We start from the raw sequence: 25,388 nt of genomic DNA, 5'->3' as shown, positions 1-25,388 counted from the left end.
ACAAGTGGCATCTCGCGGGGGAGGAGGGGCGGCGTCAGCGCAGGGTCTTGCGGGAGGTGATCTGGCCGGTGTCGAAGCCGAGGAGGTGCAGGCCGCCGTGGAAGCGGGCGTGCTCGACCTTGAGGCAGCGGTCCATCACCACGGTGAGGCCCTTCGACTCGCCGTACTCGGCGGCCTCCTGATTCCAGATGCCGAGCTGCACCCAGACCGTCGGCGCGCCGATGGCGACGACGTCGTCGATGACCGAGGGGATGTCGCTCGCCTTGCGGAAGACGTCGACGATGTCGGGCACGACGGGGAGGTCGGCGAGGCTCTTGTAGACCGGCTGCCCCAGGATCTCCTTCGCGTTCGGGTTCACGAAGTACAGCTCGTAGTCGCTCGACTGCTGGAGGTAGGTCGAGACGAAGTAGGAGGAGCGCGCCGGGTTCGGCGAGGCGCCGACGATCGCGACGGTCTTCGCGCGGCGGAGGATCTCGAGCCGCTTCTTCGCGTCCGGCCCGACCCAGGTGCGCTGCGACTTCAGCAGCTTCGCCAGGGGCGAGTTCGTCGGCACGGAGCAGCTGAGCCCGTTGGACAGGTGCGCGACGACGGTGTCGTCGGCCTCCGTCGTCGCGGTGGTCGCGGGCGCGGTGGCGGTGTCGCTCATGGTCAGACCTCCACGGTCGGGGAGTCGATGGTCACCGAGACGTCGTCGGGCAGCTCGGTCGGTGCGTCCGGCGTTCCGTGCGCCTCGACCGCGCGGGTGAGCGCCTGGTCGAGGTCGTAGATGATGTCGTCCGCGTCCTCGATGCCGACCGAGAGCCGGACGAGACCGGGCAGCACGCCGGCGTGCAGCAGCTGCTGCTCAGTGAGCTGCGCGTGCGTCGTCGAGGCGGGGTGGATCACCAGCGTCTTCGCGTCGCCGATGTTGGCGAGGTGGCTGGCGAGGTCGACCGACTCGATGAAGGTCTGGCCGACGGCGCGGCCGCCCTTGACCACGAAGCTGAAGACCGAGCCGGGGCCCTTGGGCAGGTACTTCTGCGCGCGCTCGTGGTGCGGGTGCGCGGGAAGGCCGGCCCAGTAGACCTCCTCGATGCGCGGGTCGGCGTCGAGCCACTCCGCGACGCGGCGGGCGTTGTCGACGTGCGCCTGGATCCGGTACGGCAGGGTCTCCACGCCCTGCGCGAGCAGGAAGGCCGAGTGCGGGGCGAGGACCGGGCCGATGTCGCGCAGCTGCTCGGCGCGGAGGCGCGTGAGGAAGCCGTACTCGCCGAAGTTGCCGTCCCAGGAGAGACCGCCGTAGGAGGCGACCGCGTCGTGCAGGAGCGGGAACTTCTCGTGCGAGTAGTGGAAGCGGCCCGACTCGACGACGACGCCGCCGAGGGTGGTGCCGTGCCCGCCGAGGAACTTGGTGGCCGAGTGGATGACGATGTCGGCGCCCCACTCGATCGGGCGGACCAGGTACGGCGTCGCGACGGTCGAGTCGATGATCAGCGGGATGCCGGCGGCGTGCGCGACGGCGGCCAGGCCCTCGATGTCGGCGATCTCGCCGGAGGGGTTCGCGATCGTCTCGGCGTAGAGCACCTTGGTCTTGTCGGTGATCGCGGCGGCGTAGTCGGCCGGGTCGCTCGACTGGACGAAGGTGGTCTCGACGCCGAAGCGGCGCAGCGTCACGTCGAGCTGGGTGATCGAGCCGCCGTAGAGGTTGGCGGAGGAGACGACGTGGTCGCCCGCGCCGACCAGCGCCGCGAAGGTGATGAACTGCGCCGACAGGCCGGAGGCGGTGGCCACCGCGCCGAGGCCGCCCTCGAGGCTCGCGACCCGCTCCTCGAACGAGGCGACGGTGGGGTTGGAGAGCCGGGAGTAGATGTTCCCGTACTTCTGCAGCGCGAACCGCGCCGCCGCGTCGGAGGTGTCGTCGAAGACGAAGGCGCTCGTCTGATAGATCGGCAGCGCTCGCGCTCCCGTCACCGGGTCGGGGATGTTGCCGGCGTGGATTGCCCGCGTCTTGAAGCCGTACTCGCGATCTGCCATGCGATCGACGCTAGCGGGCGCCGCCGACACCGCCGCGCGAAGCCGTCGCATCCCGTAACAGTCCCAGGCAGCGACGCACTGTCAGAGCGTCGCGTGCACCGCCGCCAGCGCCATCGCCGCGATCGCGAACCAGGAGGCGAGCGCGACGACCAGCGCCCGCCAGCCCGTCGTGAGCAGCGCCCGCAGCCGTACCCCGCTCCCGAGCGCGAAGAGCGCCGCCGCCAGCAGCCAGGTCTGCGTCGTGTCCGCCGCGACCAGCACACCCTCCGGCAGTGGCAGGAGCGTCCGCACCAGCACCGCCGCGAGGAAGCCGACCACGAACAGCGGCACGATCGCGGGTCGCGGCCCGCCCTCGGCACCGGCGCGCCGGGTCACCGCGGCGGCCACGGCCACCATCGGCGCGAGCATCACCACGCGGGTCAGCTTCACCACCACCGCGATCGCGAGCGCCGACGCCCCCGCGACCTGCGCCGTCGCCACCACCTGGCCGACGTCGTGCACCGACGCGCCCACCCAGTGCCCGAACTCGACGTCCGAGAGGCCGAGCGGATACCGCAGCGCCGGCAGCACCGCGATCGCGAGGGTGCCGCAGAGGGTGACCAGCGCGACCGGCACCGCCTGCTCCTCCTCCTTCGCCCGGGTCGCCCCGGCCATCGCGCCGATCGCCGAGGCCCCGCAGATCGAGAAGCCGGCGGCCAGCAGCAGCGGCTCGCGGCCGGGCAGCCGCAGCGCCCGCCCGAGCCCGTAGGTCAGTCCGAAGGTCGCGAGCACGATCGCGACGACGATCAGGATCGCGCCCCAGCCGAGCGCGGCGATGTCGACGAGCGAGAGCTTCAGCCCCAGCAGGACGATGCCGGTGCGCATCAGCGTGCGCGAGGAGAACTTCAGCCCCGGTGCCAGCCGGCCGCTCAGCAGCGGACGGGCCGCGGGCAGCTGCGCGACCAGGATCCCGAGCGCCACCGCGGCCGTCAGCATCGGCACCGCGGGCACGGCCAGGTGCACCGCGAACGCGAGCACCGCCGCTGCCGCGCAGACCGCGAGGCCGGGTCCGATCCGGGTGATCAGACCCACGAGGGCAGCCACATGTGCGCCTGCCAGAACGAGAAGGACGTCTGCTGCCCGGTCCAGAGCGGGTAGAAGTAGGCCGTGAGGGCCGCCGCGAGCACCACGAAGATCAGCACGATCACGATGCCGCGGGTCCGCCTGCCGCGCTCGTCACCCCGCTTGCCGATCACCACCCCCGCCGTCAGCGCGAGCGCCAGCATCATGTACGGCTCGAAGACCACGCAGTAGAACTGGAAGACGGTGCGGTCGAGGTAGAGCATCCAGGGCAGGTAGCCGGCGACGATGCCCATCAGCACGAAGCCGGCGCGCCACTCGCGGTAGCGGGCGAGCCGGTAGAGCAGGTAGACCAGCGCCAGCACGCCGGCGTACCAGATCAGCGGATTCGCGACCGAGGTGATCGCCTCGTCGCAGCGCACCGCCGCGCAGCCGTCGACCCCGGTCGCCTGGTCGACGAAGTACATGCTCGTCGGCCGCAGCATCAGCAGCCAGGTCAGAGGGTTGGCCTCGTAGGGGTGCGTGGCGCGCAGATTGATCGAGTAGTCGTACATCTGCACGTGGTAGTGCCAGAGGCTCTGCGCCCAGTCCGGCACCCAGGCGAGCGCGCCGGTCCAGGCGTTGCCCGGTGCCTCCGTCGCCCACTGCCGCGCCCAGCCGCCCGAGGTGCGCAGCCAGCCCAGCCAGGTGCCGAGGTAGGCGATCAGCGCGATCGGCACGACCAGGAGGAAGGTGACGGGACCCTGCTTGAGGATCGCGCCGCTGACCCAGAACGGCACGCCCGCGCGCCGCCGCAGCAGTGCGTCGACGACCACCGCGTAGACGCCGTATGCGGCGAGGAAGTAGATCCCCGTCCACTTCACCCCCGCCGCGAGGCCGAAGAGCAGACCGGCGGTCAGCAGCCAGGGCCGCCACCAGAGCACAGGTCCCCAGCTCGGCAGATCGCCCGCAGCGACCTTCGCGGCCATCCGCTCCTCGGCCCAGCGCCGGTCCAGCAGGATCGCGGCGACCCCGCAGAGCGCGACGAACATCAGGATGCCGTCGAGCAGCGAGACCCGCGACATCACGATCGCGTGCCCGTCGATGGCGAGCAGCAGGCCGGCCAGCGAGGCGAGGAAGGTGGAGCGGAAGAGCAGCTTCCCGATCACGATCACGAGGGCGACCGCGAGGATCCCGACGATCGCGGTGGTGAGGCGCCAGCCGACGCTGTCGTCCGCGCCGAGCAGGCCCATCCCGAGCCCGATGATCCACTTGCCCAGCGGCGGGTGCACCACGAAGGAGGGGGCGCCGGTGAAGACGTCGACCGCGCCGGTGGCGAAGCCCGGGTCGGGGTTCTCGGGCCAGGCGCCCTCGAAGCCGAGGTTCCAGAGGGTCCAGGCGTCCTTGACGTAGAAGGTCTCGTCGAAGACCAGCGAGCGCGGGTGGCCGAGGTTCCAGAGGCGGAGCACGGCGGCGACCACGACGACCAGGATCGGGAGCCCGAGCTCCCAGAGCCGGCGGCGCGCGGTGGTCGCGACGAGACGGTCGTGCACGTCGTCGAACCAGGAGCCGCGGGGCAGGTCGGGGGCGCTCTCGCGGACGCGCGCGGCGGCGGTGCTCGCGGTGCCGGTGTCGGCCCCGCTCTCGGCGGTACTGGTGCCCGCGCTCCCGTCCGCGGGCCCGACCGGCACGGCGCGCGAGGCCCCCGCGGAGTCCAGGAGCAGGTCGTCGAAGTCTCGCTGCGGTCGGTCCGTCACCCGGCCATGCTAACGGCGCGCGGTTCCGCCGCCCGGCCGCGGTCGGGCGCCGTCGCGCGGCGACTGGGAGGATGGACGGATGATCATCCTGGCCGGCACGCCCATCGGCAATCTCGGCGACGCGACGCGGAGGCTCGTCGAGGCGCTCGAGAGCACCCGGCACATCGCCGCGGAGGACACCCGCGTCACCATCCAGCTGCTCCGCGCCCTCGGGATCGAGAACCGCCCGCAGCTCTACGCCCTGCACGACCACAACGAGCGCGAGCGCTCCGCCGAGCTGGTCGAGCTCGCCCGCGAGGAGGACCTCCTGGTCCTGAGCGACGCCGGCATGCCCACCGTCTCCGACCCGGGCTACCACCTCGTCGAGACCGCCGTCGCCGCCGGCGTCCGGGTGACCGCCCTGCCCGGCCCGTCCGCCGTGCTGATGGCGCTCGCCGTCTCCGGCCTGCCCACCGACCGCTTCAGCTTCGAGGGCTTCCTGCCGCGCAAGCACGGCGAGCGGGTCACGCTGTTCCGCTCGCTCGTCGACGAGCGCCGCACGATGGTCTTCTTCGAGTCGCCGCACCGCATCGGCGACTCCCTCGCCGATCTGGTCGAGGCGATGGGGCCCGAGCGCCGGGTGGTCGTCTGCCGCGAGCTGACCAAGATGTTCGAGGAGGTGCGCCGCGGCACCGCCGCCGAGCTCGCCGAGTGGGCGGCCGACGGCCTCCGCGGCGAGATCTGCCTGGTGGTTGAGGGCGCCCCCGAGCGCGAGGCCTCCCTCGAGGACGGGCTCGCGGACGTGCTCGAGCGGGTCGCGGCCGGCGCGCGGCTGAAGGAGGCCTCGGCCGAGGTCGCGGAGATGACCGGCCTCTCCAAGCGCGCGCTGTACGAGGCGGCCCTCGCCTCCCGTCGCGGCTGAGCCGGGCCCGGGGTCGCGTCCGGGACCGCTCCGTCACACAGCGGGAGGCTCGGGCGCCGAACCATAGGATGGTCGCCATGTCCGACGGCGCCTCCTTCTATCTCACGACCCCGATCTTCTACGTGAACGACGTCCCCCACATCGGGCACGCGTACACCGAGGTCGCCGCGGACGTCCTCACCCGCTGGCACCGCCAGGCGGGCGACGACACCTGGCTGCTGACCGGCACCGACGAGCACGGCCAGAAGATCCTCCGCACCGCCACCGCGAACGGCACGACCCCGCAGGAGTGGGCCGACCGCCTGGTGCAGAACGCCTGGAAGCCGCTGCTGTCGACGATCGACATCGCGAACGACGACTTCATCCGGACCACGGAGCAGCGCCACGAGGTCAACGTGCAGAAGTTCCTGCAGAAGCTCTACGACCAGGGCGCGATCTACACCGGCGAGTACGAGGGCTACTACTGCGTGGGCTGCGAGGAGTACAAGCAGCTCTCCGACCTCGACGAGGGAACCGGCGAGTACGAGGGCCAGTACGTCTGCAAGATCCACTCCAAGCCGGTCGAGCTGCTCAAGGAGAAGAACTACTTCTTCAAGATGAGCGAGTACACCGAGCGACTGCTCGCGCTCTACGAGGAGCGCCCCGACTTCGTGCAGCCCGAGTCGGCGCGCAACGAGGTCGTCAGCTTCGTGCGCCAGGGCCTCGCCGACCTCTCGATCTCGCGCTCGAGCTTCGACTGGGGCGTGAAGGTGCCGTGGGACGACTCGCACGTCGTCTACGTCTGGTTCGACGCGCTGCTCAACTACATCACCGCCGTCGGCTACGGCCAGGACGAGGCGGAGTTCGAGCGCCGCTGGCCGGCGACCCACATCGTCGGCAAGGACATCCTCCGCTTCCACGCGGTGATCTGGCCCGCGATGCTGATGGCCGCCGGGCTCGACGTGCCGAAGCAGGTCTTCGGCCACGGCTGGCTGCTCGTCGGCGGCGAGAAGATGTCGAAGTCGAAGCTCACCGGCATCGCGCCGGAGCAGATCACCGACACCTTCGGCTCGGACGCGTTCCGCTACTACTTCATGCGCGCCATCACCTTCGGGCAGGACGGCTCGTTCTCCTGGGAGGACCTCGCGGCGCGGTACCAGGCCGAGCTCGCGAACGGCTTCGGCAACCTCGCCTCGCGGGTCATCGCCATGCTGCACCGCTACTACGACGGCGTCGTGCCCGAGCCCTCGGCGGCGACCGAGGCGGAGGAGCGCGTGCAGGCGACGGTCGCGGAGGCGGCGTCCGCGGCCGACCGCTCGATCGAGACCCTCGCGATCCACGACGCCATCACCGCCGTCTGGACGATCGTCGACGAGCTCAACGGCTACATCACCGAGCAGGAGCCGTGGGCCCTGGCCAAGAAGGACGAGCGCGAGCGCCTCGGCACCGTGCTCTACACGGCGTCGGAGGGGCTGCGCGCCCTGGCCGTCCTGCTCTCGCCGGTCGTGCCCCGCGCGACCACCGCGCTCTGGGAGGCGCTCGGCGTCCAGGACGCGCTCGGCGCCCTCCCGGCCCAGCCGCTCCGCGCGGCGGGGGAGTGGGGACAGCTGCCCGTCGGCACCACCGTCGGCACCCTCGCCCCGCTCTTCCCCCGCATCGAGGTCCCGGAGTCCTGACGCGTCCTCCCTGCTGATCGAGGAGCCCGCTCCGCGGGCGTCGGCATGCACGAGGAGCCCGCTTCGCGGGCGCCCCTCTGTTGATCGAGTAGCCCGCTGCGCGGGTGTATCGAGATCCACCGTCTGCAGGCGCGGGGTCTCGATACGCCGCCTGCGGCGGCTACTCGACCAGCATGCTGCTGCTGCGGCCGCCGTCACCTGCGGTTGCGTCGCCCCCCTCATGCTGATCGAGTAGCCCGCTTGCGGGCGTATCGAGATCCACCCTCCGCAAGCGCGGACTCTCCGGATCCCCCCTCCGAGGCCCCGCCGCCCCGCCCCGGTAGCCTGGAGCCATGACCGACAGCCAGCACGTCCGCGCCCGCGAGAACACGTCCGGCCGCGACCTGACGTACCCGCCGCTGCCCGAGGCGCTCGTCGTCCCCGTCTACGACAATCACACGCACCTCGAGATCTCCGACGGCCTCGAGCCGCTCGACTACCGCGAGCAGCTCGACCGCGCCTCCACGGTCGGCGTCCGCGGCGTCGTGCAGGTCGGCACCGACGTCGAGACCAGCCGCTGGTCGGCCGAGCGCGCCGCCTCCGAGCCGCGCATGCTCGCCGCCGTCGCGATCCACCCCAACGAGGCGCCCGCCCTCGAGGAGCGGGGCGAGCTCGACGACGCCCTCGCCGTGATCGCCGAGCTGGCGACTCAGCCGCGCGTGCGCGCCGTCGGCGAGACCGGTCTCGACTTCTACCGCACCGGCGAGAGCGGCCGCGCCGCCCAGTTCCGCTCGTTCGAGGAGCACATCCGCATCGCGAAGGAGACCGGCACCGCGCTGCAGATCCACGACCGCGACGCGCACCGCGAGGTCATGGAGACCCTCCGCCGGGTCGGGGCCCCCGAGCGCACCGTCTTCCACTGCTTCTCCGGCGACGCCGAGATGGCACGGATGTGCGCGGACGAGGGCTGGTACCTCTCCTTCGCCGGCACCGTCTCGTTCAAGAACGCCGAGTCGCTGCGCGAGGCGCTGATCGCCACCCCGCGCCACCTGATCCTCGTCGAGACCGATGCGCCCTACCTCACTCCGGAGCCGTTCCGCGGCCGCCCGAACGCGCCGTACCTCATCCCGCACACCCTGCGCTCGATGGCCGCGACCCTCGAGACCGACGTCGGCCACCTCGCCGCCACGATCACCTCCAACACCGAGCAGGTCTACGGCGAGTGGGGCGGCGAGGTCGGCTCGGAGCCGTCGGAGCCGGTCGGGCAGCTGGCATGACCGGCCGGCACGCGGCGGAGACGGCGCCCGACGAGGTCGCCGTCCCGAAGCTGCTCGGTCCCGCCGAGATCCGCGATCTCGCCCAGCTGCTCGATGTCACTCCGACGAAGAAGCTCGGCCAGAACTTCGTGCACGACGCCAACACCGTCCGGCGCATCGTCAAGCTCGCCCGCGTGGAGCGGGGCGAGAGCGTCGTCGAGATCGGCCCGGGCCTCGGCTCGCTCACGCTCGGCCTGCTCGAGGCCGGCGCCGGGGTCGTCGCCGTCGAGATCGACGGCCGGCTCGCGGAGCAGCTGCCCCGCACCGTCCAGCTGATGGCGCCCGCCGCCGAGCTCACCGTGATCCGCGCCGACGCGATGAAGGTGCTCGAGCTGCCCGGTGAGCCCGTGCGGCTCGTCGCGAATCTCCCGTACAACATCTCGGTGCCGGTGCTGCTGCACTTCCTCGAGCACTTCCCGAGCATCCGCTCCGGAGTCGTGATGGTGCAGTCCGAGGTCGGGCTCCGCCTTGCGGCCGGGCCCGGATCCAAGGTCTACGGCGGCCCGAGCGTCAAGGCGTCCTGGTTCGGCTCGTTCACGACCGGCGGAACGGTCTCGCGGCAGATCTTCTGGCCCGTGCCCAACGTCGACAGCGTCCTCGTCTCGTTCGAGCGCGGCGAGGAGCCGGGCGACGAGACCCTGCGCCGTGCCGTCTTCGCGGTGGTCGACGCGGCCTTCGCACAGCGGCGGAAGATGCTCCGCCAGTCGCTCGCCGCGCTCTTCGGCGACAGCACCGCCGCCATCGCCGCGCTCGAGTCGGCCGGAGTGCCGCAGACGGCCCGCGGCGAGGAGCTCGACGTCGCGGCGTTCACCGCCCTCGGCCGCACGCTCGACCCGGCGCGCGTGCCGGTCCGCGGCGGTGCGGTTCCGGCCGCGGCGGGCGAGGACGGCGACGGCGACGACGATGCGGAGGGCGCCGACGAGAGCGCTTCCAGCGCGGACGAGCGCGGCTCCACCACCCTGTAGCGTGGATGCATGGCCCAGCGCGCGACGACGTCGAACCGGGTCCACGCGCGAGCACCGGGCAAGATCAACGTCTACCTGAAGGTCGGGGCGGTCCGCGAGGACGGCTACCACGAGCTCGCGACCGCGTTCCAGTCGCTGTCGCTCTACGAGGACGTCCACGCGAGCGACGCCCCCGACTTCTCGGTCGAGTTCTCCGGCTCGATCGACACCCGAGGCCTCGCCGTCGACGGGTCGAACCTCGCGATCAAGGCGGCGCGAGCCCTCGCCCGGGCGACCGGCTACCGCGGCGGCGTGCACCTCGAGATCGAGAAGAACGTGCCGATCGCCGGCGGGATGGGCGGCGGCTCGGCCGATGCCGCCGCGACCCTGCTGGCCTGCGACGCGCTCTGGGGCACCGCCTGCACCCGCGAGCAGCTGCTCGGGATCGCCGCCGGGCTCGGCGCCGACGTGCCGTTCTCCTTCACCGGCGGCACCGCGATCGGCGTCGGCCGCGGCGACGAGCTGAGCCCCGCGCTCGCGAAGGGCCGCTTCGAGTGGGTGCTGGTGCTCTCGGAGCAGGGGCTGTCGACCCCCGAGGTCTACCGCGAGCTGGACCGCCACCGCGAGCGGCACCTGCACGACTTCCGGCCGATCTCCGCGACGCCGAGCATCGAGCCGAACGTGCTGCAGGCCCTGCGCGCAGGCGACGCCGCGATGCTCGCGGACGCGATGCACAACGACCTGCAGGCGCCCGCCCTGCACCTGCAGCCCGGCCTCGCCCGCATCCTCGAGCGCGGCGAGGAGAGCGGCGCCCTCGGCGGCCTCGTCTCCGGCTCCGGCCCGACGGTCGCCTTCCTCCTCCCCGACGCCGACGCCGCGCTCGACCTGCAGCTCGAGCTGTCGGCCGCCCGCCTGCGCGCCGTCCGCGTCTCCGGCCCGGTCCACGGCGCCCGCCTCCTCTCCACCTGACCCTGCCGGTCATCAGCCGCGCAGTGGCGGGCGGACCATGCTGGTCGAGTAGCCGCGCAGCGGCGTATCGAGACCCGCCCTGCTGGAGACGGTGGATCTCGATACGCCCTCTGCGAGGGCTACTCGATCAGCATGGGCCGGGCGGTCGGCCTGCCCGCGCGCAGCGGCCCCCGCATGCTGGTCGAGTAGCCGCGCAGCGGCGTATCGCGACCCGCCCTGCTGAACACGCTGGATCTCGTTACGCCCTCTGCGAGGGCTGCTCGATCAGCATGAGTGGGCTGCACCGCCGTCCGCAGAGAACGCTCGATCTCGTGGCCTAGAGTGCCGCTCATGGCCCCCAGACGAGTAGCACTGTTCGCGATCCTCACCGGGCTCGTCTCGGCCGCCGTCACCCTCGCCACCGCCGAGCTCGTCGCCGTCTTCACGGGTGCCGGCGGCAGTCCGCTCGTCGCGGTCGGCGGCTTCGTGATCGACATCGTCCCGCCGGGCGTCAAGGACACGGTCATCGCCCTGTTCGGCACCGGCGACAAGCTCGTCCTCCTCGTCTCGCTCGGATTCGCGGTCGCCCTCCTCGCGATCGCCGCCGGGCTGCTGGAGTACCGCAAGACGCCGCTCGGCGTGCTGGTCCTCGCCGCCGTCGCGGGCCTCGGCGCGCTCGCGGCCGTCAGCCGGGAGGGCGCCTCCGGCATCGACGCCGCGCCGAGCGTGGTCGGCATGGTCGCCGGCGCGATGGTGCTGCGCGCCGCCTCCGCCCGCCTGCGCGCCTGGGACGAGGAGCCCGCCCAGGGCTCGACCGACCGCCGCTCCTTCCTCCGCCTGGTCGGCATCGCCGGCGCCGCGGCCGTCGTCGCGGGCGTGGGCGCGCGCGTCGTCACGGCCGCCGCCTCCGCCGTCACCGCGGTCCGCGAGGCCGTCGTGCTGCCGACCCCGGCCGCCACCGCCGCGCCGATCCCCGCGACCGGTGTCCTCGACGACATCGAGGGCATCAGCTCCTACGTCACCTCCAACGACGACTTCTACCGGATCGACACCGCGCTCTCCGTGCCGAGCGTCGACCCGGCCGACTGGTCGCTGAAGATCACCGGCATGGTCGAGGAGGAGATCACCCTCACCTGGGACGAGCTCCTCGCCCTCCCGCTCGAGGAGCACCTGGTCACGCTCTCCTGCGTCTCGAACGAGGTCGGCGGCGACCTGATCGGCACCGCGCTCTGGCTCGGCTACCCGATCCGCGAGCTGCTCGCCCGCGCCCGCCCGACCGCCGGCGCCGACATGGTGCTCTCCCGCAGCATCGACGGCTTCACCGCCTCCAGCCCGCTCGAGGTGCTGACCGACGAGGGCCGCGCCAGCCTCCTCGCCGTCGGCATGAACGGGCAGCCCCTCCCGGTCGAGCACGGCTTCCCGGTGCGGATGGTCGTCCCGGGCCTCTACGGCTACGTCTCGGCGACCAAGTGGGTCACCGAGCTCAAGGTCACCACGTTCGAGGCGGATACCGCCTACTGGTCGACCCGCGGCTGGACCGAGCGCGGCCCGATCAAGGTCGAGTCGCGCATCGACGTCCCGCGCCAGGGCCAGGCCGTCCCCTCCGGCACGGTCGCGGTCGCGGGCGTCGCCTGGGCGCCGCACACCGGCATCTCGAAGGTCGAGGTGCAGATCGACGGCGGTGCCTGGCAGGAGGCGCGCCTGGCCGAGGCCGTCACCGCGGACACCTGGATCCAGTGGGTCTACGAGTGGGAGGCGATCGGCGGCGACCACGTCGTCCTGGTCCGCGCCACCGACTCCGAGGGCCTCGTGCAGACGCAGGACGAGGCGCCGCCCGCCCCCGACGGCGCGACCGGCTGGCACATGCGCACCGTGACGGTCGCCTGAGCGCACCGCGCCCGCCCGTGGGGATCCGCGGAGGCGGCCCCCGGTAAACTGGGCCCCTATGGCACATCTCCTGGGCGCTGAGTCGCTCCGCCTCGAGTACCCCACGCGGGTCATCTTCGACGACGTCTCCCTCGGCATCGAGGAGGGCGACCGGATCGGCATCGTCGGCCGCAACGGCGACGGCAAGTCCACCCTCCTCCGCCTGCTCGCGCAGCGCATCGAGCCCGACGGCGGCCGGGTGACCCACCGCCGCGGCGTCACGCTCGGCATGCTCGACCAGGCCGACACCGTCGACGAGGACCTCACCGTCGCCCAGGCCGTCGTCGGCGGCCTCGAGGAGCACGAGTGGGCCGGGGACGCGCGCACCCGCGACGTCATCGCCGGGCTGCTGCGCGACGTCCCCTGGGACGGCGTCGTCGGCTCGCTCTCGGGCGGCCAGCGCCGCCGCGTCGCCCTGGCCAAGCTGCTCGTCGGCGACTGGGACGTCGTCTTCCTCGACGAGCCCACCAACCACCTCGACGTCGAGGGCATCGCCTGGCTCGCCGAGCACCTCAAGCGCCGCTGGGCCGCGACCTCGGGCGGCCTCGCGGTCGTCACCCACGACCGGTGGTTCCTCGACGAGATCTGCACCGCCACCTGGGAGGTGCACGACCGCCTGGTCGAGCCCTTCGAGGGCGGCTACGCGGCGTACATCCTGCAGCGCGTCGAGCGCGACCGGATGGCGTCGACCATGGAGTCGAAGCGGCAGAACCTGATGAAGAAGGAGCTGGCCTGGCTCCGCCGCGGCGCTCCGGCCCGCACCGCCAAGCCCAAGTTCCGCATCGACGCGGCGAACCAGCTGATCGAGAACGAGCCGCCCGTCCGCGACTCCGTCTCGCTGTCGCAGCTCGCCGTCTCGCGGCTCGGCAAGGACGTCGTCGACCTGCTCGACGTCACCGTCCGCTACGGCGAGCGGACCGTGCTCAACCGGATCGAGTGGCGGATCGCGCCCGGCGAGCGGACCGGCGTTCTCGGCGTGAACGGCGCCGGCAAGTCGACCCTGCTCGGCCTCGTGGCCGGCAGCGTGCAGCCGACCAGCGGCAAGGTCAAGCGCGGTACCACCGTCCGCGTCGCGATCCTCGACCAGCAGCTGCGCGAGCTGACCGAGGTGCAGCACCAGCCGGTGCGCGAGATCATCGCCGAGCAGCGCACCAGCTACTCGATCGGCGGCAAGGAGATGACGCCCGGGCAGCTGCTCGAGCGCCTCGGCTTCTCCAGCGCGCAGCTGTCGACGCCGGTGAAGGACCTCTCCGGTGGCCAGCGCCGACGGCTGCAGCTGCTGCTGATCCTGCTCAGCGAGCCGAACGTGCTGATCCTCGACGAGCCCACCAACGACCTCGACACCGACATGCTCGCCGCGATCGAGGACCTCCTCGACTCCTGGCCCGGCACGCTCCTCGTCGTCTCGCACGACCGCTACCTGCTCGAGCGGGTCACCGACCAGCAGTACGCCGTGATGGACGGCGCGTTCCGCCACCTGCCCGGTGGTGTGGAGCAGTACCTCGACCTGCGCCGCGCGCTGGAGAAGGGTGCGCCGGCGGGTGGTGCGACGGGCTCGTCCGTGCCGGCCCCATCCGGTCTCGGCGGCGCCGAGCGGCGCACCGCCGAGAAGGAGGTGTCGGCGATCGACCGGCGCCTGCACAAGCTGACGCAGCTCTCCGCCGCGGTGCACGAGAAGATGGCGACCCACGACCCGGACGACTACGACGGCATCCTCGGGCTGAACGCGAAGCTGCGCGAGCACCAGGACGAGGCGACCGGGCTCGAGCTGCGCTGGCTCGAGCTGTCGGAGCTGCTCGAGGGCTGAGTGCGGCGCAGAACATCAGCTGAGAAGGGGGTGCCTCCGCTGTGGGGCGAGGGACCCCCGTCTCAGCTGATGTCGTGCAGCGGCGTCAGCCGAAGTCGAGCGAGAGCTTGCGGAGCAGCTGCGCCAGCCGCTCCTGCTGCGCGTGCGTGAGGGCTCCGAGCAGCTCCTGCTCGGCATCGACGAGGCGGGTGATCGCCGCGTCCACCCGGGACAGGCCGGACGGCGTCATCTGCACCAGCACGCCGCGGCCGTCGTTCGGGTCGTCCAGGCGCTCGACGAGGTCGCGCTCGACCAGGCGGTCGATCCGGTTGGTCATCGTGCCGCTGGTGACCATGGTCGCCTGGAGGAGCTGCTTCGGGCTCATCCGGTAGGGGGTCCCGGCGCGGCGGAGCGCGGAGAGGACGTCGAACTCCCAGGTCTCCAGCTCCGAGCGGCCGAACGCACTGCCGCGCGCCCGCTCGAGCTGCTTGGCGAGCCGCCGCATCCGCGAGAAGACCTGCAGGGGAGTGAAGTCGAGGTCGGGCCGCTCGCGCACCCAGGCGTCGACGATGCCGTCCACCTCGTCATTCGCGCTCACCCGTCCATTGTGGCGGGTGCGCGCCCCAGGAGTCGCCGGGAGCCGTCCGGCCGGGGCGCCACGGCGACGGCGGGCGCGAGCGAGATGGCAGGATGGACGGCGCGCGCGAGCGCGGTCCGCCATGGTGTAACGGCAGCACGGCAGCCTTTGGAGCTGTCCGGTCCAGGTTCGAATCCTGGTGGCGGAGCTCGAGCACCGAGCACCGGTGCCGGACGGAGGAGCACGCGCACCATGGTCGACAGCACGCTCGCGGTGGTGATCCTGGCCGCAGGCCAGGGCACCCGGATGAAGTCCCGCACCCCCAAGGTCCTGCACCGCCTCGCCGGGCGCCCGCTGCTGGGGCACGTCCTCGACACGGCCGCCTCGCTCGACGCGGGCCACGTCGTCACCGTCGTGCGGCACGAGCGCGAGCGGGTCGCGGCCGCGGTCCTCGACCACTCACCCGCGGCGCTCGTCATCGATCAGGACGAGGTGCCCGGCACCGGCCGCGCCGTCGAGCTGGGCCTCGCCGCGCTGCCGGACGACTTCGACGGGACCGTCGTGGTGCTCAGCGCCGACGTCCCGCTGCTGGACGCCCCGACGCTGCGCCGCCTGGTCGACGAGCACCTCGCGGCGGCGAACGCCCTGACGATGCTCTCCTGCGTGCTCGAGGACCCGACCGGCTTCGGCCGCATCGTCCGCGGAGCCGACGGCGGCTTCGCCTCGATCGTGGAGCAGAAGGACGCGAGCGACGCCGAGCTCGCGCTGACCGAGACCAATGCGGGCGTCTACGCCTTCGAGGCCGCCGCCCTCCGCGCGGTGATCGGCGCGATCGGCACCGACAACGCCCAGCAGGAGAAGTACCTCACCGACGCCGCCGCCGCGCTGAAGGCCGCCGGTCGCGCCATCGAGGCCGTCCCCGTGCAGGACCGCTGGCTCGTCGCCGGCATCAACGACCGCGCCCAGCTGGCGGACGCCGCGCTCGAGCTCAACGCCCGCATCGTGCGCCGCTGGCAGCTCGAGGGCGTCACGATCCAGGACCCGGCCACCACCTGGATCGATGTCGACGCGGTGCTCTCGCCCGACGTCGAGATCCTCCCCGGCACGCAGATCAAGGGGCCGACGGTCATCGCCTCCGGGGCGGTCATCGGGCCGGACACGACGCTCGACTCCTGCGAGGTGGGCGAGGACGCGGTGATCAAGCGCTCGGACGCGACGCTCGCCGTGATCGGCGCGCAGGCGCAGGTCGGCCCGTTCTCGTTCTTGCGCCCGGGCACCGTGCTCGGCGAGCGCGGCAAGATCGGCACCTACGTCGAGACCAAGAACGCGACGATCGGCGCCGGCTCGAAGGTGCCGCACCTCTCCTACGTCGGCGACGCGACGATCGGCGAGGAGTCGAACATCGGCGCCGGCTCGATCTTCGCCAACTACGACGGGGTGAACAAGGCGTCCTCCGTCGTCGGGTCGCACGTGCGCGCCGGGTCGCACAACGTCTTCGTCGCCCCCGTTAGAATCGGTGACGGAGCGTACACGGGCGCCGGCACGGTCATCCGCAAGGACATCCCCGCCGGAGCCCTCGGCATCACCGTCGCTCCGCAGCGCAACATGGCCGGATGGGTGCAGACCCATCGTCCGGGAACCGCGTCGGCCACCGCCGCCGAGGCCGCCCAGGCGTCGGAGCCCGAGGGCACCGACCGCGCGACCGGAGGAAGCGGAGCACAGTGACGGGCATCACCGCCAGCAACAAGAAGAGCCTGGTCCTGGTCTCGGGGAGGGCGCATCCGGCACTGGCGGAGGCGGTCGCCGACGAGCTGGGCACCGAGCTGGTCACCACCGAGGGGCGCACCTTCGCGAACGGCGAGCTCTACGTCCGCTACGGCGAGTCGGTGCGCGGCGGCGACGTGTTCGTCCTGCAGTCGCACACCTCGCCGATCAACGAGTGGCTCATGGAGCAGCTGATCATGGTCGACGCGCTCAAGCGCGCCTCGGCCAAGCGAATCACCGTGGTCGCCCCTTTCTACCCGTACGCGCGTCAGGACAAGAAGGGGCGCGGCCGCGAGCCGATCTCGGCCCGTCTCGTCGCCGACCTGTTCAAGGCCGCCGGCGCCGACCGCATCATGTCGGTCGACCTGCACGCCGCGCAGATCCAGGGCTTCTTCGACGGCCCGGTCGACCACCTCTTCGCGATGCCGGTGCTGCTCGAGCACTTCCGCGAGAAGCTCGACCCCTCGACGCTCACCGTCGTCTCGCCGGACATGGGCCGCGTCCGCGTCGCCGACATCTGGAGCGACAAGCTCGGCGTGCCGCTCGCGATCATCCACAAGCGCCGCGATCCCAAGGTCGCCAACCAGGTCTCCGTGCACGAGATCGTCGGAGAGGTCAGCGGCCGCGTCTGTCTCCTCGTCGACGACCTGATCGACACCGGCCGCACCATCGCCAAGGCCGCCGAGGCGCTCAAGGCCGCCGGCGCGATCGGCGTCGTCGTCGCCGCGACCCACGCCGTCTTCTCCGACCCGGCCCGCGAGCTGCTCAGCTCCGAGTTCATCGACTCGGTCGTCGTCACCGACACCCTGCCGCTGCCGGAGGAGAAGAAGTGGGACCGCCTGACGATCCTGCCGATCGCCCCGCTGCTGGCGCGCGCCATCCACGAGGTCTTCGACGACGGCTCCGTCACGTCGATGTTCGACGGCGACGCGTAGACCGCAGCCCGGAGACGTCCGCGCTCTGCGCGGCACATGCTGGTCGAGTAGCCGTGGAGCGGCGAGTCCATGGTGGTCGAGTAGCCGCGGAGCGGCGTATCGAGACCCGCCGTTGTCAGCAGGGCGGGTCTGCAGACCTCGACGTCTGACGGTGGTGGATCTCGATACGCCCGCTGCGCGGGCTACTCGATCAGCAAGGGTGCGCGGCCTCGCCAGCGGTCGGCGGCCTTCGGCTCGCTCGGAGGAGCGCCCGACGCCCTAGCATGAGTGAATGCGCGCGCATGATGATCTGACCCGGACGGGGGGTCTGCTGCGCGCCCCCGAGCTGTCGCGGGCGTCGATCGCCGTCGCCGCGCTCTTCCTGGTCTGGTCGCCGGCGGCCCACGAGGCCGGCTGGTGGCTGCTGCTGGGTCTCGGGCTCGCGACGGTGATGGCCGTCGTCGGGACGATCGCCGACTCCGGCCGCGAGGTCCACGACGGGCCGACGGCGGAGTGGCTCGGGCTCGCCGGTCGCGCCCTCGCGGCGTCCGCCGTCGCGCTGACCGCCGCCGACTCGGTCGTGGGCGCGAGCGCCCGCCCGGTCGCGGTGCTCCTGATCGTCGCCGTGACCCTCTTCGTGCTCCGCGGGGGCGTCCTCCCACCCGGACTCACGCGAGTGCTCCTGGGCCTGGTGCTCCTCCTCCTGCTGGCCTCGGCCGTGATCGTCGCCCTGGCGCAGCCCGTCGCGCCCCCGTCCGAGACGGTCATCGGCGGCGCGGAGGGCAGCGGCACAGCGGCCGCCCTCCTGCTCCTCCTCTTCGCCCCCGCCCAGACCGGCGAGACTCCGACGCTCCGGCGGTCGCTGCTCGGGATCGGCGTCACGGCCCTCGTCGCGGCCCTGATCGGCACGGGACTGCTGCTGCTGGTCGGCCCGCAGGAGCTCGCCGACGTCCCGGCGTCGCTCTCCGCGGTCGCGGCCGGGACCCCCGCCGCTGCCCTGGTCGGCCTCGCGGCCGTGCTCGCCTCCCTCCTCGCGCTCGTCGCCCTGACGCAGCGCGACGCCTCGTCGCTGGTGCGCCTGGCCGATGCGGGTGAGATCCCGGGTCCCTTCGCCCACCGCAACCGCCGCACGGGCGTGCCCGCGGCCGGTCAGCTCGCCGTCTGCCTGGTGTCGGTGCTCGCGGTGGTCGTCCTCGACGCCGACGCCCTGCTGGCGTTCGCGGTCGCCGCCTCGCTGATCGCGCTGATCCTGCGCCGGCTCGAGCGGGGAATCGCCGGCGCGCGCTGGCCGGCGATCGTGTCAGCGGCGGGCGCCCTGGTGCTCCTGCTCGCGCTGCCCTCGGCGACGGCCGCCGCGGTCGCCGTCCTGCTCGCGCTGCTGCTGATCGTGCGCGCCTTCCGGCGCTAGCCGGGGCTCAGGCGAGCGCGGCGGTCTCGACCGGCCGGCTCGGCAGCTGCAGCGCGAGCGGATCCGCCCGCACCCGCCCGAGCCCGGAGCGGACCGCGCCGAGCGCGACCGCCTGGTCGCCGAGCGTCGACGGCACGATCCGCGGCGCCGGCGCGTGCACCTCGCTCACCAGCCGCTCCGCCACCGCGGCGAGCAGTGGACCGGCCGAGGCGGCCAGCGCCCCGCCGACCACGATCAGCGAGACGTCGAGCAGGTTGGCGACGGTCGCGGTGATGGCGGTGAGCCGGTCGATCAGCCGCGCGACGACGGCGGCGGCCAGCGGATCGCCCGCGTCGGCCGCGGCCAGCACCTCGGCGGCCCCGGGCTGCGCCACGGCGTCGAGGAGCGACGCCGGCCGGCCCGCAACGGCCAGCGCCTCGCGGGCCCAGGTGCGGGCGAGGGCGGCGATGCCCTCCGCCGAGCCGACGCCCTCGACCAGGTCGAGGTAGCGCATCTCGCCGGTGAGACCGCGGGCGCCGCGCAGCAGCGAGCCGCCGAGCACGATCCCCCCGCCGAGCCGCTCGCCGGAGAGGAGGGCGAGGTAGTCGTCGCAGCCGACCGCCGCGCCGCGCCAGCCCTCGGCCAGCGCGGCGAGGTTGGCGTCGTTGTCGACCACCGGCGACCAGCCGCGGCCGGAGTAGCGATCGACCAGCCCCGGGTTCATCGCGCGCCAGAAGCCGTTGTCGCCGGCGGGGGAGTGGCCCAGTGCGTCGACGGGCGCCGGGACGCCGAGGGTGAGCGCGAGCACCTCGTCGTCGGTCACGCCGGCGAGGAGGAGGGCGCGGTCGAGAACCCGGTCGATGTCGGCGACGCGGCGCTCCAGCGGGAGGTCCTCGACGCGCTCGTGGTCGACCGGCTCGACGTGCCGGACGAGGGTCTCGCCGAGCAGGTCGGCGACGAAGACGCCGACGCTGTGCTGGCCGGCGTCGACGCCCACGACGACGCCCGCCCGGCGCCGGAGTGCGTAGCGGCGCGCAGGCCGGCCCTTCACGTAGTCGCCGGCGGCGCGCTGGTTCTCCAGCTCCTCCAGCCAGCCGAGCTCGATCAGGTCGTCGCAGACGGCGATGACGGTCGAGCGGGTGAGGCCGGTGCGCTCGATCAGGGCCGACGCAGTCATCGCCTCGCCGGTCCAGGCGTGCTCGAGGACGTCGAGCGCGCTGCGCCGGCGCTGGAACGAGCCACCGCTCACGGAGGACCTGCTGTCGGACATCGTCGCCACCCTCCCCTTGACCTCGGCCGGATCGGCTGCAACAGTACATCGCGTACTAGATCCACTACCTAGATTTAGTCACTGAAGCAACTTATCCGCAACCCGGGAGACGACGACGTGCCCCTCACCACCACCGCCCTCAGCCGGCGCACCCTGCTCACCGCGGCGGGTGCCGGCGCCGCCGCGCTCGGCCTCGCCGCCTGCGCCTCCCCCTCCGGTTCGGGCGGGGTCACCGAGATCACCTTCTTCCAGTCCAAGCCCGAGGTGATCGGCTACTTCGACGACGTCATCGACCGCTTCCACGCCGCGCAGTCGCGGGTGCGGGTCGTGCACGACTTCTCCTCGAACCTCTCCGCCGGCTTCGTCCGCACCAATCCGCCGGACCTCGGCTGCCTCAACTACAACTTCGAGGTCGCGCGGTTCGTCGAGCGGGGCGCCCTGAGCGACCTGTCCGACATGGACGAGGCGAAGCGGATCAACCCCGACCTGCAGCCGCTGATCGAGCAGACCGCGACCTACCCGGGCCGCACCAGCGTGCTGCCCTACTCGCTGATGATGTCGGCGGTGCTCTACAACCGCGAGATCTTCGCCGCGCAGAACCTCGAGGTGCCGACCACCTGGACCGAGTTCCTCGCGGTCTGCGACGCACTGACGGCCGCGGGCATCACGCCGATCTACGGCACCTACAAGGACCCGTGGACCGTCTCGCAGGGGCTGTTCGACTACTCCGTCGGCGGGACCGTCGACCTCGAGGCCTTCTTCTCGCAGCTGAAGGAGCAGGGCGCCGATGTCGGCCCCTCCTCGCCCGTCTCGTTCGAGAAGGACTTCGCCGCGCCCGTCGAGCAGATGGTGCAGCTCGCCGGCTACGCGCAGCCCAACGCCGCCAGCCGCGCCTACGGCGACGGCAATCTCGCCTTCTCGAACGGCGAGGCGGCGATGTACTTCCAGGGCCCGTGGGCGCTGAGCGAGATCGCGAAGACCGCACCGGACCTCTCGATCGGCGCCTTCCCGCTGCCGATGACCGACGACCCGGACGAGCGCCGCGTGCGGGTGAACGTCGACCTCGCGCTCTGGATCCCGGAGGCCTCGACCAAGAAGGCGGCGGCGCGCGAGTTCCTCTCCTTCCTGATGCAGCCGGAGATCATCGACGCCTACAACGCCGACAACAACGCCTTCGGTGTGACCACCGACGCCCCCGCCGTCGCCCAGCCCACCCTCGTCGAGCTGCAGGAGTTCTACGACCGCGCGGCGTTTAGCCTCGGCGCCTCGCAGCTCGTGCCGCAGAACATCCCGCTGCAGAACTACGTCCAGGGCGTCGTGCTCGGCTCCGACCCCGCCGCGACGCTCCGCACGATCGACGCCGACTGGGCGCGCATCGCGTTCCGCTCCTAGACCTCCCCGACCCCTCTCAGAGACGAGACACCATGGCCCTCTCCACCCCCACCCGCCCGGAGGAGCGCACCGTCGCGAGTCCCCGCGCGGCCACCGCCCCGCGCCGGAAGCCGCGCGCCGACCGCACCTTCCTGCTCTACCTGCTCCCCGCGCTCGTGCTCTTCACGCTCGCGATCACCCTGCCCGCCCTGATGGGCATCTTCTTCAGCTTCACCGACTCGATCGGCTTCGGCGAGTGGAGCTTCATCGGGCTGACGAACTACGTAGCGCTGTTCTCCGACCCGGCGATCCTCGCCTCCTACGGCTTCACCGTGGGGCTCGCACTGATCACGGTGCTCGCGGTGAACGCGATCGCGTTCCTCCTGGCGATCGCGCTCACCTCGCAGATCCGCGGCAAGGTCGCGCTGCGCGCTGTCTTCGTGCTGCCGATGGTCGTCTCGGGCATCATCATCGCGTTCGTCTTCAACTTCGTCTTCTCCAACTCGCTGCCCGCCTTCGCGCAGTCGGTCGGAGCGACGCCGCTGGCCAGCAGCATCCTCGCGGATCCGAATCTGGCCTGGCTCGCGATCGTGATCGTGACCGCGTGGCAGGCCGTGCCCTCCGCGCTGCTGATCTACATCGCGGGCGTGCTCTCGATCCCCGGCGACGTCTACGAGGCCGCCTCGCTCGACGGCGCGTCCAGCTGGGGGCAGCTGCGCTCGATCACGCTGCCGCTGGTCGCGGGCTACGTGCTGATCAACCTCGTGATCGGCTTCAAGAACTTCCTCAACTCCTACGACATCATCGTCGGCTTGACCGACGGCGGCCCCGGAACGTCGACCCGCAGCGTCGCGATGACGATCTTCTCCGGCTTCACCAGCGGCGACTACGCCTACCAGATGGCCAACGCCACGATCTTCTTCCTCATCGCGCTCGTGATCGCGCTCGTACAGCTGCGCGTCTCGCGCGGAAAGGCGGCCTTCTGATGACCAGCCAGGTCCCCCTCGCCCCGTCCCTCCCCGGCACCCGAGCGGCCGTCGACGCCGACGCCCGTCGCGGCGGGAAGCGGCGGCGCTCGAGTCTCCTGCTCACCCTCGTCCTCGTGGTCTGCGCCCTCTCGGTGATCGGCCCGCTGTGGGTGACGCTGACGATGGCCTTCAAGACCGGCGCTCAGGCGGTGGACGGCAACGCCTTCTCGATCCCCCTGCCGTTCTCGGTCGACGGCTTCGTCCAGGCCTGGAACCTGACCGACTTCCCCCGCGGGTTCGCCGTCTCGGTCTTCGTCTCGGCGATCACGGTCGGCGGCACGATCGTCCTCTCGGCCCTCGCCGCGTTCGCGATCTCGCGGAACTGGAGCAAGCGCCTCTACCGCTGGTCGTTCTTCTACCTGCTCGCGGCGATGTTCCTGCCGTTCCCGGTGCTCGCGCTGTCGCAGGTCTCGCTCACCGGACTCGTCGGGCTCGACAACCCACTCGGCGTCGCCGTCCTGCACGTGATGTTCCAGCTGAGCTTCAGCGTGATGCTCTTCACGGCGTTCCTCCGCTCGCTGCCCGAGGAGCTCGAGGAGAGCGCCCGGCTCGACGGCGCGACCACCAACCAGGTCTTCTGGCGGCTCGTCTTCCCGCTGCTCGCCCCGATGAGCGCGACGGTCGGCATCTTCGCCTTCCTCGCCTCCTGGAACGACTTCATGATGCCGTCGCTGATCACCTCGGACCCGTCGCTGCAGACGCTCCCGGTGCTGCAGAAGATCTTCCAGACGCAGTTCAGCAACGACTACAACGTCGCCTTCGCCTCGTACCTGATGGCGATGGCCCCGGCGATCATCGTCTACCTGTTCACCCAGCGCTGGGTGATGTCGGGAGTGACTCAAGGCGCCATCAAGTAGGGCTCGCGGGCCTCGGGGCGGCCGTCTGCGGCGTTGTCGTCGGTCGCCGTAGCTCCGCTACGCCTCCCTCCTCCGCCTTGCAGCCGACCACCCCGAGACCCGCGGGCTCGACTCCGGGAGGCGAGGGTGCCGTGCTGCGCACGAGCCGGCCCCGAACATGCTGGTCGAGTAGCCCCGCAGGGGCGTATCGAGACCCACCGTCACAGAGCGCCCGGCCCCGGCCGACGACGAACCACCACCACACACCACACACCACGAAGAACGGAAGGACCCCCGTGACGGACACGGTACTCACCAGGAGCGGCACGACCGAGGACGCCCAGTGGTGGCGGCAGGCGGCCGTCTACCAGATCTACCCGCGGAGCTTCGCGGACGCGAACGGCGACGGGATCGGCGACCTCGCCGGCATCCTCGAGCGCATCCCGTACCTGCGCGAGCTCGGCATTCACGCGGTCTGGCTCAGCCCGTTCTACCCGTCGGCGCTGGCCGACGGCGGCTACGACGTGGCCGACTACCGCGACGTCGACCCGCGGATCGGCACGCTCGCCGAGTTCGACGAGATGACCACCCGCCTGCACGAGAGCGGCATCCGCGTCATCGTCGACATCGTGCCCAACCACTCCTCCGACCTGCACCCGTGGTTCCAGGAGGCGCTCGCCGCCCCGAAGGGCTCGCCCGCCAGGGAGCGCTACGTCTTCCGCGACGGCCGCGGCGAGGGCGGCGCCATGCCGCCCAGCGACTGGGAGTCCGTCTTCGGCGGCCCCGCCTGGGAGCCGGTCGGCGACGGCCAGTGGTACCTGCACCTCTTCGCGAAGGAGCAGCCCGACTGGAACTGGGCGAACCGCGAGATCCGCGACGACTTCCTCGAGACCCTGCGCTTCTGGTCCGACCGCGGCGTCGATGGCTTCCGGATCGACGTGGCGCACTCGCTGGTCAAGGACCTCACCGAGCCGCTGCCGGCCGCGGCCGAGATCGACGGCCAGCGGATCGACGGCAGCCACCCGTTCTGGGACCGCGACGAGGTGCACGAGGTCTACGCCGAGTGGCGCGCCCTCTTCGACTCCTACGACCCGCCGCGCACCGCCGTCGCGGAGGCCTGGGTCGACGCCTCCCGCCGCGCCCGCTACGCCAGCCCCGAGGGGCTCGGCCAGGCCTTCAACTTCGACCTGCTCGAGGCCGACCTCGACGCGGGCGAGTTCCGCCGCCTGATCACCTTCAACCTCGAGCTGGCGGCCGAGTCCGGCTCGTCGACGACGTGGGTGCTCTCCAACCACGACGTCGTCCGGCACGCGACCCGCTACGGGCTCCCGCAGAAGGGCGCCGCCGAGACCGCCCCCGCGAAGCAGTGGCTGCTCAACGGGGGAGCGGAGCCGGTCCTCGACCGCGCCCTGGGCCTCCGCCGCGCCCGCGCCGCGACCCTCCTGCTGCTGGCGCTGCCCGGCTCGGCGTACCTCTACCAGGGCGAGGAGCTCGGCCTGCACGAGGTGGCCGGCATCCCGGACGCCGACCGCCAGGACCCGACGTTCTTCCGCAGCGGCGGCACCGACGTGGGCCGCGACGGCTGCCGAGTCCCGCTGCCCTGGGAGGCTACCGGCGACTCCTTCGGCTTCGGCCCCGGCGGCGCGCACCTTCCCCAGCCCGCCTGGTTCGCCGACTCCTCCGTCGCGGCGGAGGAGCTCGCCGAGGGCTCGACGCTCGGGCTCTACCGCAGCGCCCTCGCGCTCCGGCACGAGCTGCAGACCGACGAGAGCCTCGAGTGGCGGGACGCGCGGCCCGGCGTGCTGCACTTCGCGCGCCCGAACGGCTGGCACTCGGTGACCAACCTCGGCGAGGAGCCGGTCGAGCTCCCCGAGGGCGAGGTGCTCCTCACGAGCGCGCCGCTCGACGGTGGCCTGCTGCCGCCGGCCACGACGGTCTGGCTGCGCTGACCCGGCGCGCGCTCCCCACGACGAAGGCG

General features: G+C 72.2%; 20 protein-coding genes and 1 tRNA gene. 15 read left to right on the top strand and 6 right to left on the bottom strand.

Annotated elements, in window-relative coordinates:
* Window positions 1-34: 34 nt before the first annotated feature.
* The 4 genes from HQQ86_RS08985 to HQQ86_RS08970 all read right to left on the bottom strand — a co-directional run bounded on the left by HQQ86_RS08985 (window position 35) and on the right by HQQ86_RS08970 (window position 4,808).
* Window positions 35-646: a CoA-binding protein gene (locus HQQ86_RS08985; protein WP_173287793.1), complete on the bottom strand. Its 612-nt coding sequence runs from the start codon at window positions 644-646 to the stop codon at window positions 35-37.
* A gap of 2 nt (window positions 647-648) precedes the next feature.
* A complete protein-coding gene (locus tag HQQ86_RS08980; protein WP_173287792.1) occupies window positions 649-2,013 on the bottom strand; it encodes an O-acetylhomoserine aminocarboxypropyltransferase/cysteine synthase family protein in 1,365 nt (454 codons plus the stop codon).
* An 81-nt stretch (window positions 2,014-2,094) separates the two neighbouring features.
* The gene (locus HQQ86_RS08975) at window positions 2,095-3,096 is read right to left on the bottom strand and encodes a putative sulfate exporter family transporter (RefSeq protein ID WP_173287791.1); all 1,002 of its coding nucleotides are present in this window, start codon (window positions 3,094-3,096) and stop codon (window positions 2,095-2,097) included.
* Window positions 3,075-4,808, bottom strand: coding sequence for a dolichyl-phosphate-mannose--protein mannosyltransferase (locus HQQ86_RS08970; RefSeq protein ID WP_367948602.1), 1,734 nt, complete (start codon window positions 4,806-4,808; stop codon window positions 3,075-3,077). Before HQQ86_RS08970 ends, HQQ86_RS08975 begins: the two co-directional genes overlap by 22 nt.
* 79 nt (window positions 4,809-4,887) lie before the next feature.
* Between HQQ86_RS08970 and rsmI the strand changes: the two genes are divergently transcribed.
* From rsmI to HQQ86_RS08935, 7 genes are all read left to right on the top strand, one after another.
* The gene (gene rsmI, locus HQQ86_RS08965) at window positions 4,888-5,709 is read left to right on the top strand and encodes a 16S rRNA (cytidine(1402)-2'-O)-methyltransferase (protein ID WP_173287790.1); all 822 of its coding nucleotides are present in this window, start codon (window positions 4,888-4,890) and stop codon (window positions 5,707-5,709) included.
* 77 nt (window positions 5,710-5,786) lie between these two features.
* Window positions 5,787-7,364: a methionine--tRNA ligase gene (metG, locus tag HQQ86_RS08960; RefSeq protein ID WP_173287789.1), complete on the top strand. Its 1,578-nt coding sequence runs from the start codon at window positions 5,787-5,789 to the stop codon at window positions 7,362-7,364.
* A gap of 332 nt (window positions 7,365-7,696) precedes the next feature.
* Window positions 7,697-8,620, top strand: coding sequence for a TatD family hydrolase (locus HQQ86_RS08955; RefSeq protein ID WP_173287788.1), 924 nt, complete (start codon window positions 7,697-7,699; stop codon window positions 8,618-8,620).
* Entirely contained in the window at window positions 8,617-9,624 is a 1,008-nt protein-coding gene (gene rsmA / locus HQQ86_RS08950; protein ID WP_173287787.1) for a 16S rRNA (adenine(1518)-N(6)/adenine(1519)-N(6))-dimethyltransferase RsmA, read from the top strand. The genes HQQ86_RS08955 and rsmA overlap by 4 nt, the downstream gene beginning before the upstream one ends.
* A gap of 9 nt (window positions 9,625-9,633) precedes the next feature.
* Complete coding sequence (locus HQQ86_RS08945; protein WP_173287786.1) at window positions 9,634-10,572, top strand: 4-(cytidine 5'-diphospho)-2-C-methyl-D-erythritol kinase; 939 nt, start codon at window positions 9,634-9,636, stop codon at window positions 10,570-10,572.
* A 330-nt stretch (window positions 10,573-10,902) separates the two neighbouring features.
* Window positions 10,903-12,438, top strand: a complete 1,536-nt coding sequence (locus tag HQQ86_RS08940) for a molybdopterin-dependent oxidoreductase (protein WP_173287785.1) — start codon at window positions 10,903-10,905, stop codon at window positions 12,436-12,438.
* Between the two features lie 58 nt (window positions 12,439-12,496).
* On the top strand, window positions 12,497-14,284 hold the full coding sequence (locus HQQ86_RS08935) for an ABC-F family ATP-binding cassette domain-containing protein (RefSeq protein WP_173287784.1): 1,788 nt from the start codon (window positions 12,497-12,499) through the stop codon (window positions 14,282-14,284).
* 85 nt (window positions 14,285-14,369) lie between these two features.
* Here HQQ86_RS08935 and HQQ86_RS08930 read toward each other — a convergent pair whose 3' ends face one another.
* Entirely contained in the window at window positions 14,370-14,861 is a 492-nt protein-coding gene (locus HQQ86_RS08930) for a MarR family transcriptional regulator (RefSeq protein ID WP_320528122.1), read from the bottom strand.
* 115 nt (window positions 14,862-14,976) lie between these two features.
* On the opposite strand from HQQ86_RS08930, the gene HQQ86_RS08925 reads away from it, so the two are divergent.
* The 4 genes from HQQ86_RS08925 to HQQ86_RS08910 all read left to right on the top strand — a co-directional run bounded on the left by HQQ86_RS08925 (window position 14,977) and on the right by HQQ86_RS08910 (window position 18,926).
* A tRNA-Gln gene (locus HQQ86_RS08925) sits at window positions 14,977-15,048 on the top strand.
* A 44-nt stretch (window positions 15,049-15,092) separates the two neighbouring features.
* Entirely contained in the window at window positions 15,093-16,565 is a 1,473-nt protein-coding gene (glmU, locus tag HQQ86_RS08920; protein WP_173287782.1) for a bifunctional UDP-N-acetylglucosamine diphosphorylase/glucosamine-1-phosphate N-acetyltransferase GlmU, read from the top strand.
* Window positions 16,562-17,539 (top strand): ribose-phosphate diphosphokinase, encoded by a 978-nt coding sequence (locus HQQ86_RS08915; protein ID WP_123447631.1) that lies wholly within the window; start codon window positions 16,562-16,564, stop codon window positions 17,537-17,539. The genes glmU and HQQ86_RS08915 overlap by 4 nt, the downstream gene beginning before the upstream one ends.
* A 271-nt stretch (window positions 17,540-17,810) precedes the next feature.
* Window positions 17,811-18,926: a hypothetical protein gene (locus HQQ86_RS08910; RefSeq protein WP_173287781.1), complete on the top strand. Its 1,116-nt coding sequence runs from the start codon at window positions 17,811-17,813 to the stop codon at window positions 18,924-18,926.
* A 7-nt stretch (window positions 18,927-18,933) separates the two neighbouring features.
* Here the strand turns inward: HQQ86_RS08910 and HQQ86_RS08905 are convergent, their stop codons facing one another.
* The gene (locus tag HQQ86_RS08905) at window positions 18,934-20,175 is read right to left on the bottom strand and encodes an ROK family transcriptional regulator (RefSeq protein WP_173287780.1); all 1,242 of its coding nucleotides are present in this window, start codon (window positions 20,173-20,175) and stop codon (window positions 18,934-18,936) included.
* A gap of 117 nt (window positions 20,176-20,292) precedes the next feature.
* On the opposite strand from HQQ86_RS08905, the gene HQQ86_RS08900 reads away from it, so the two are divergent.
* From HQQ86_RS08900 to HQQ86_RS08885, 4 genes are all read left to right on the top strand, one after another.
* On the top strand, window positions 20,293-21,567 hold the full coding sequence (locus HQQ86_RS08900; RefSeq protein ID WP_173287779.1) for an extracellular solute-binding protein: 1,275 nt from the start codon (window positions 20,293-20,295) through the stop codon (window positions 21,565-21,567).
* Window positions 21,568-21,599: 32 nt separating this feature from the next.
* On the top strand, window positions 21,600-22,532 hold the full coding sequence (locus HQQ86_RS08895) for a carbohydrate ABC transporter permease (protein ID WP_173287778.1): 933 nt from the start codon (window positions 21,600-21,602) through the stop codon (window positions 22,530-22,532).
* A complete protein-coding gene (locus HQQ86_RS08890; RefSeq protein WP_173287777.1) occupies window positions 22,532-23,431 on the top strand; it encodes a carbohydrate ABC transporter permease in 900 nt (299 codons plus the stop codon). Before HQQ86_RS08895 ends, HQQ86_RS08890 begins: the two co-directional genes overlap by 1 nt.
* Before the next feature lie 275 nt (window positions 23,432-23,706).
* On the top strand, window positions 23,707-25,359 hold the full coding sequence (locus HQQ86_RS08885; protein ID WP_173287776.1) for a glycoside hydrolase family 13 protein: 1,653 nt from the start codon (window positions 23,707-23,709) through the stop codon (window positions 25,357-25,359).
* Window positions 25,360-25,388: the final 29 nt, after the last annotated feature.

It is taken from the genome of Rathayibacter sp. VKM Ac-2857, from assembly GCF_013205025.1.
Lineage (GTDB): Bacteria > Actinomycetota > Actinomycetes > Actinomycetales > Microbacteriaceae > Rathayibacter.
Note: the sequence above shows the minus strand (reverse complement) of the source record. Positions and strands in the feature narration are given on the sequence as shown.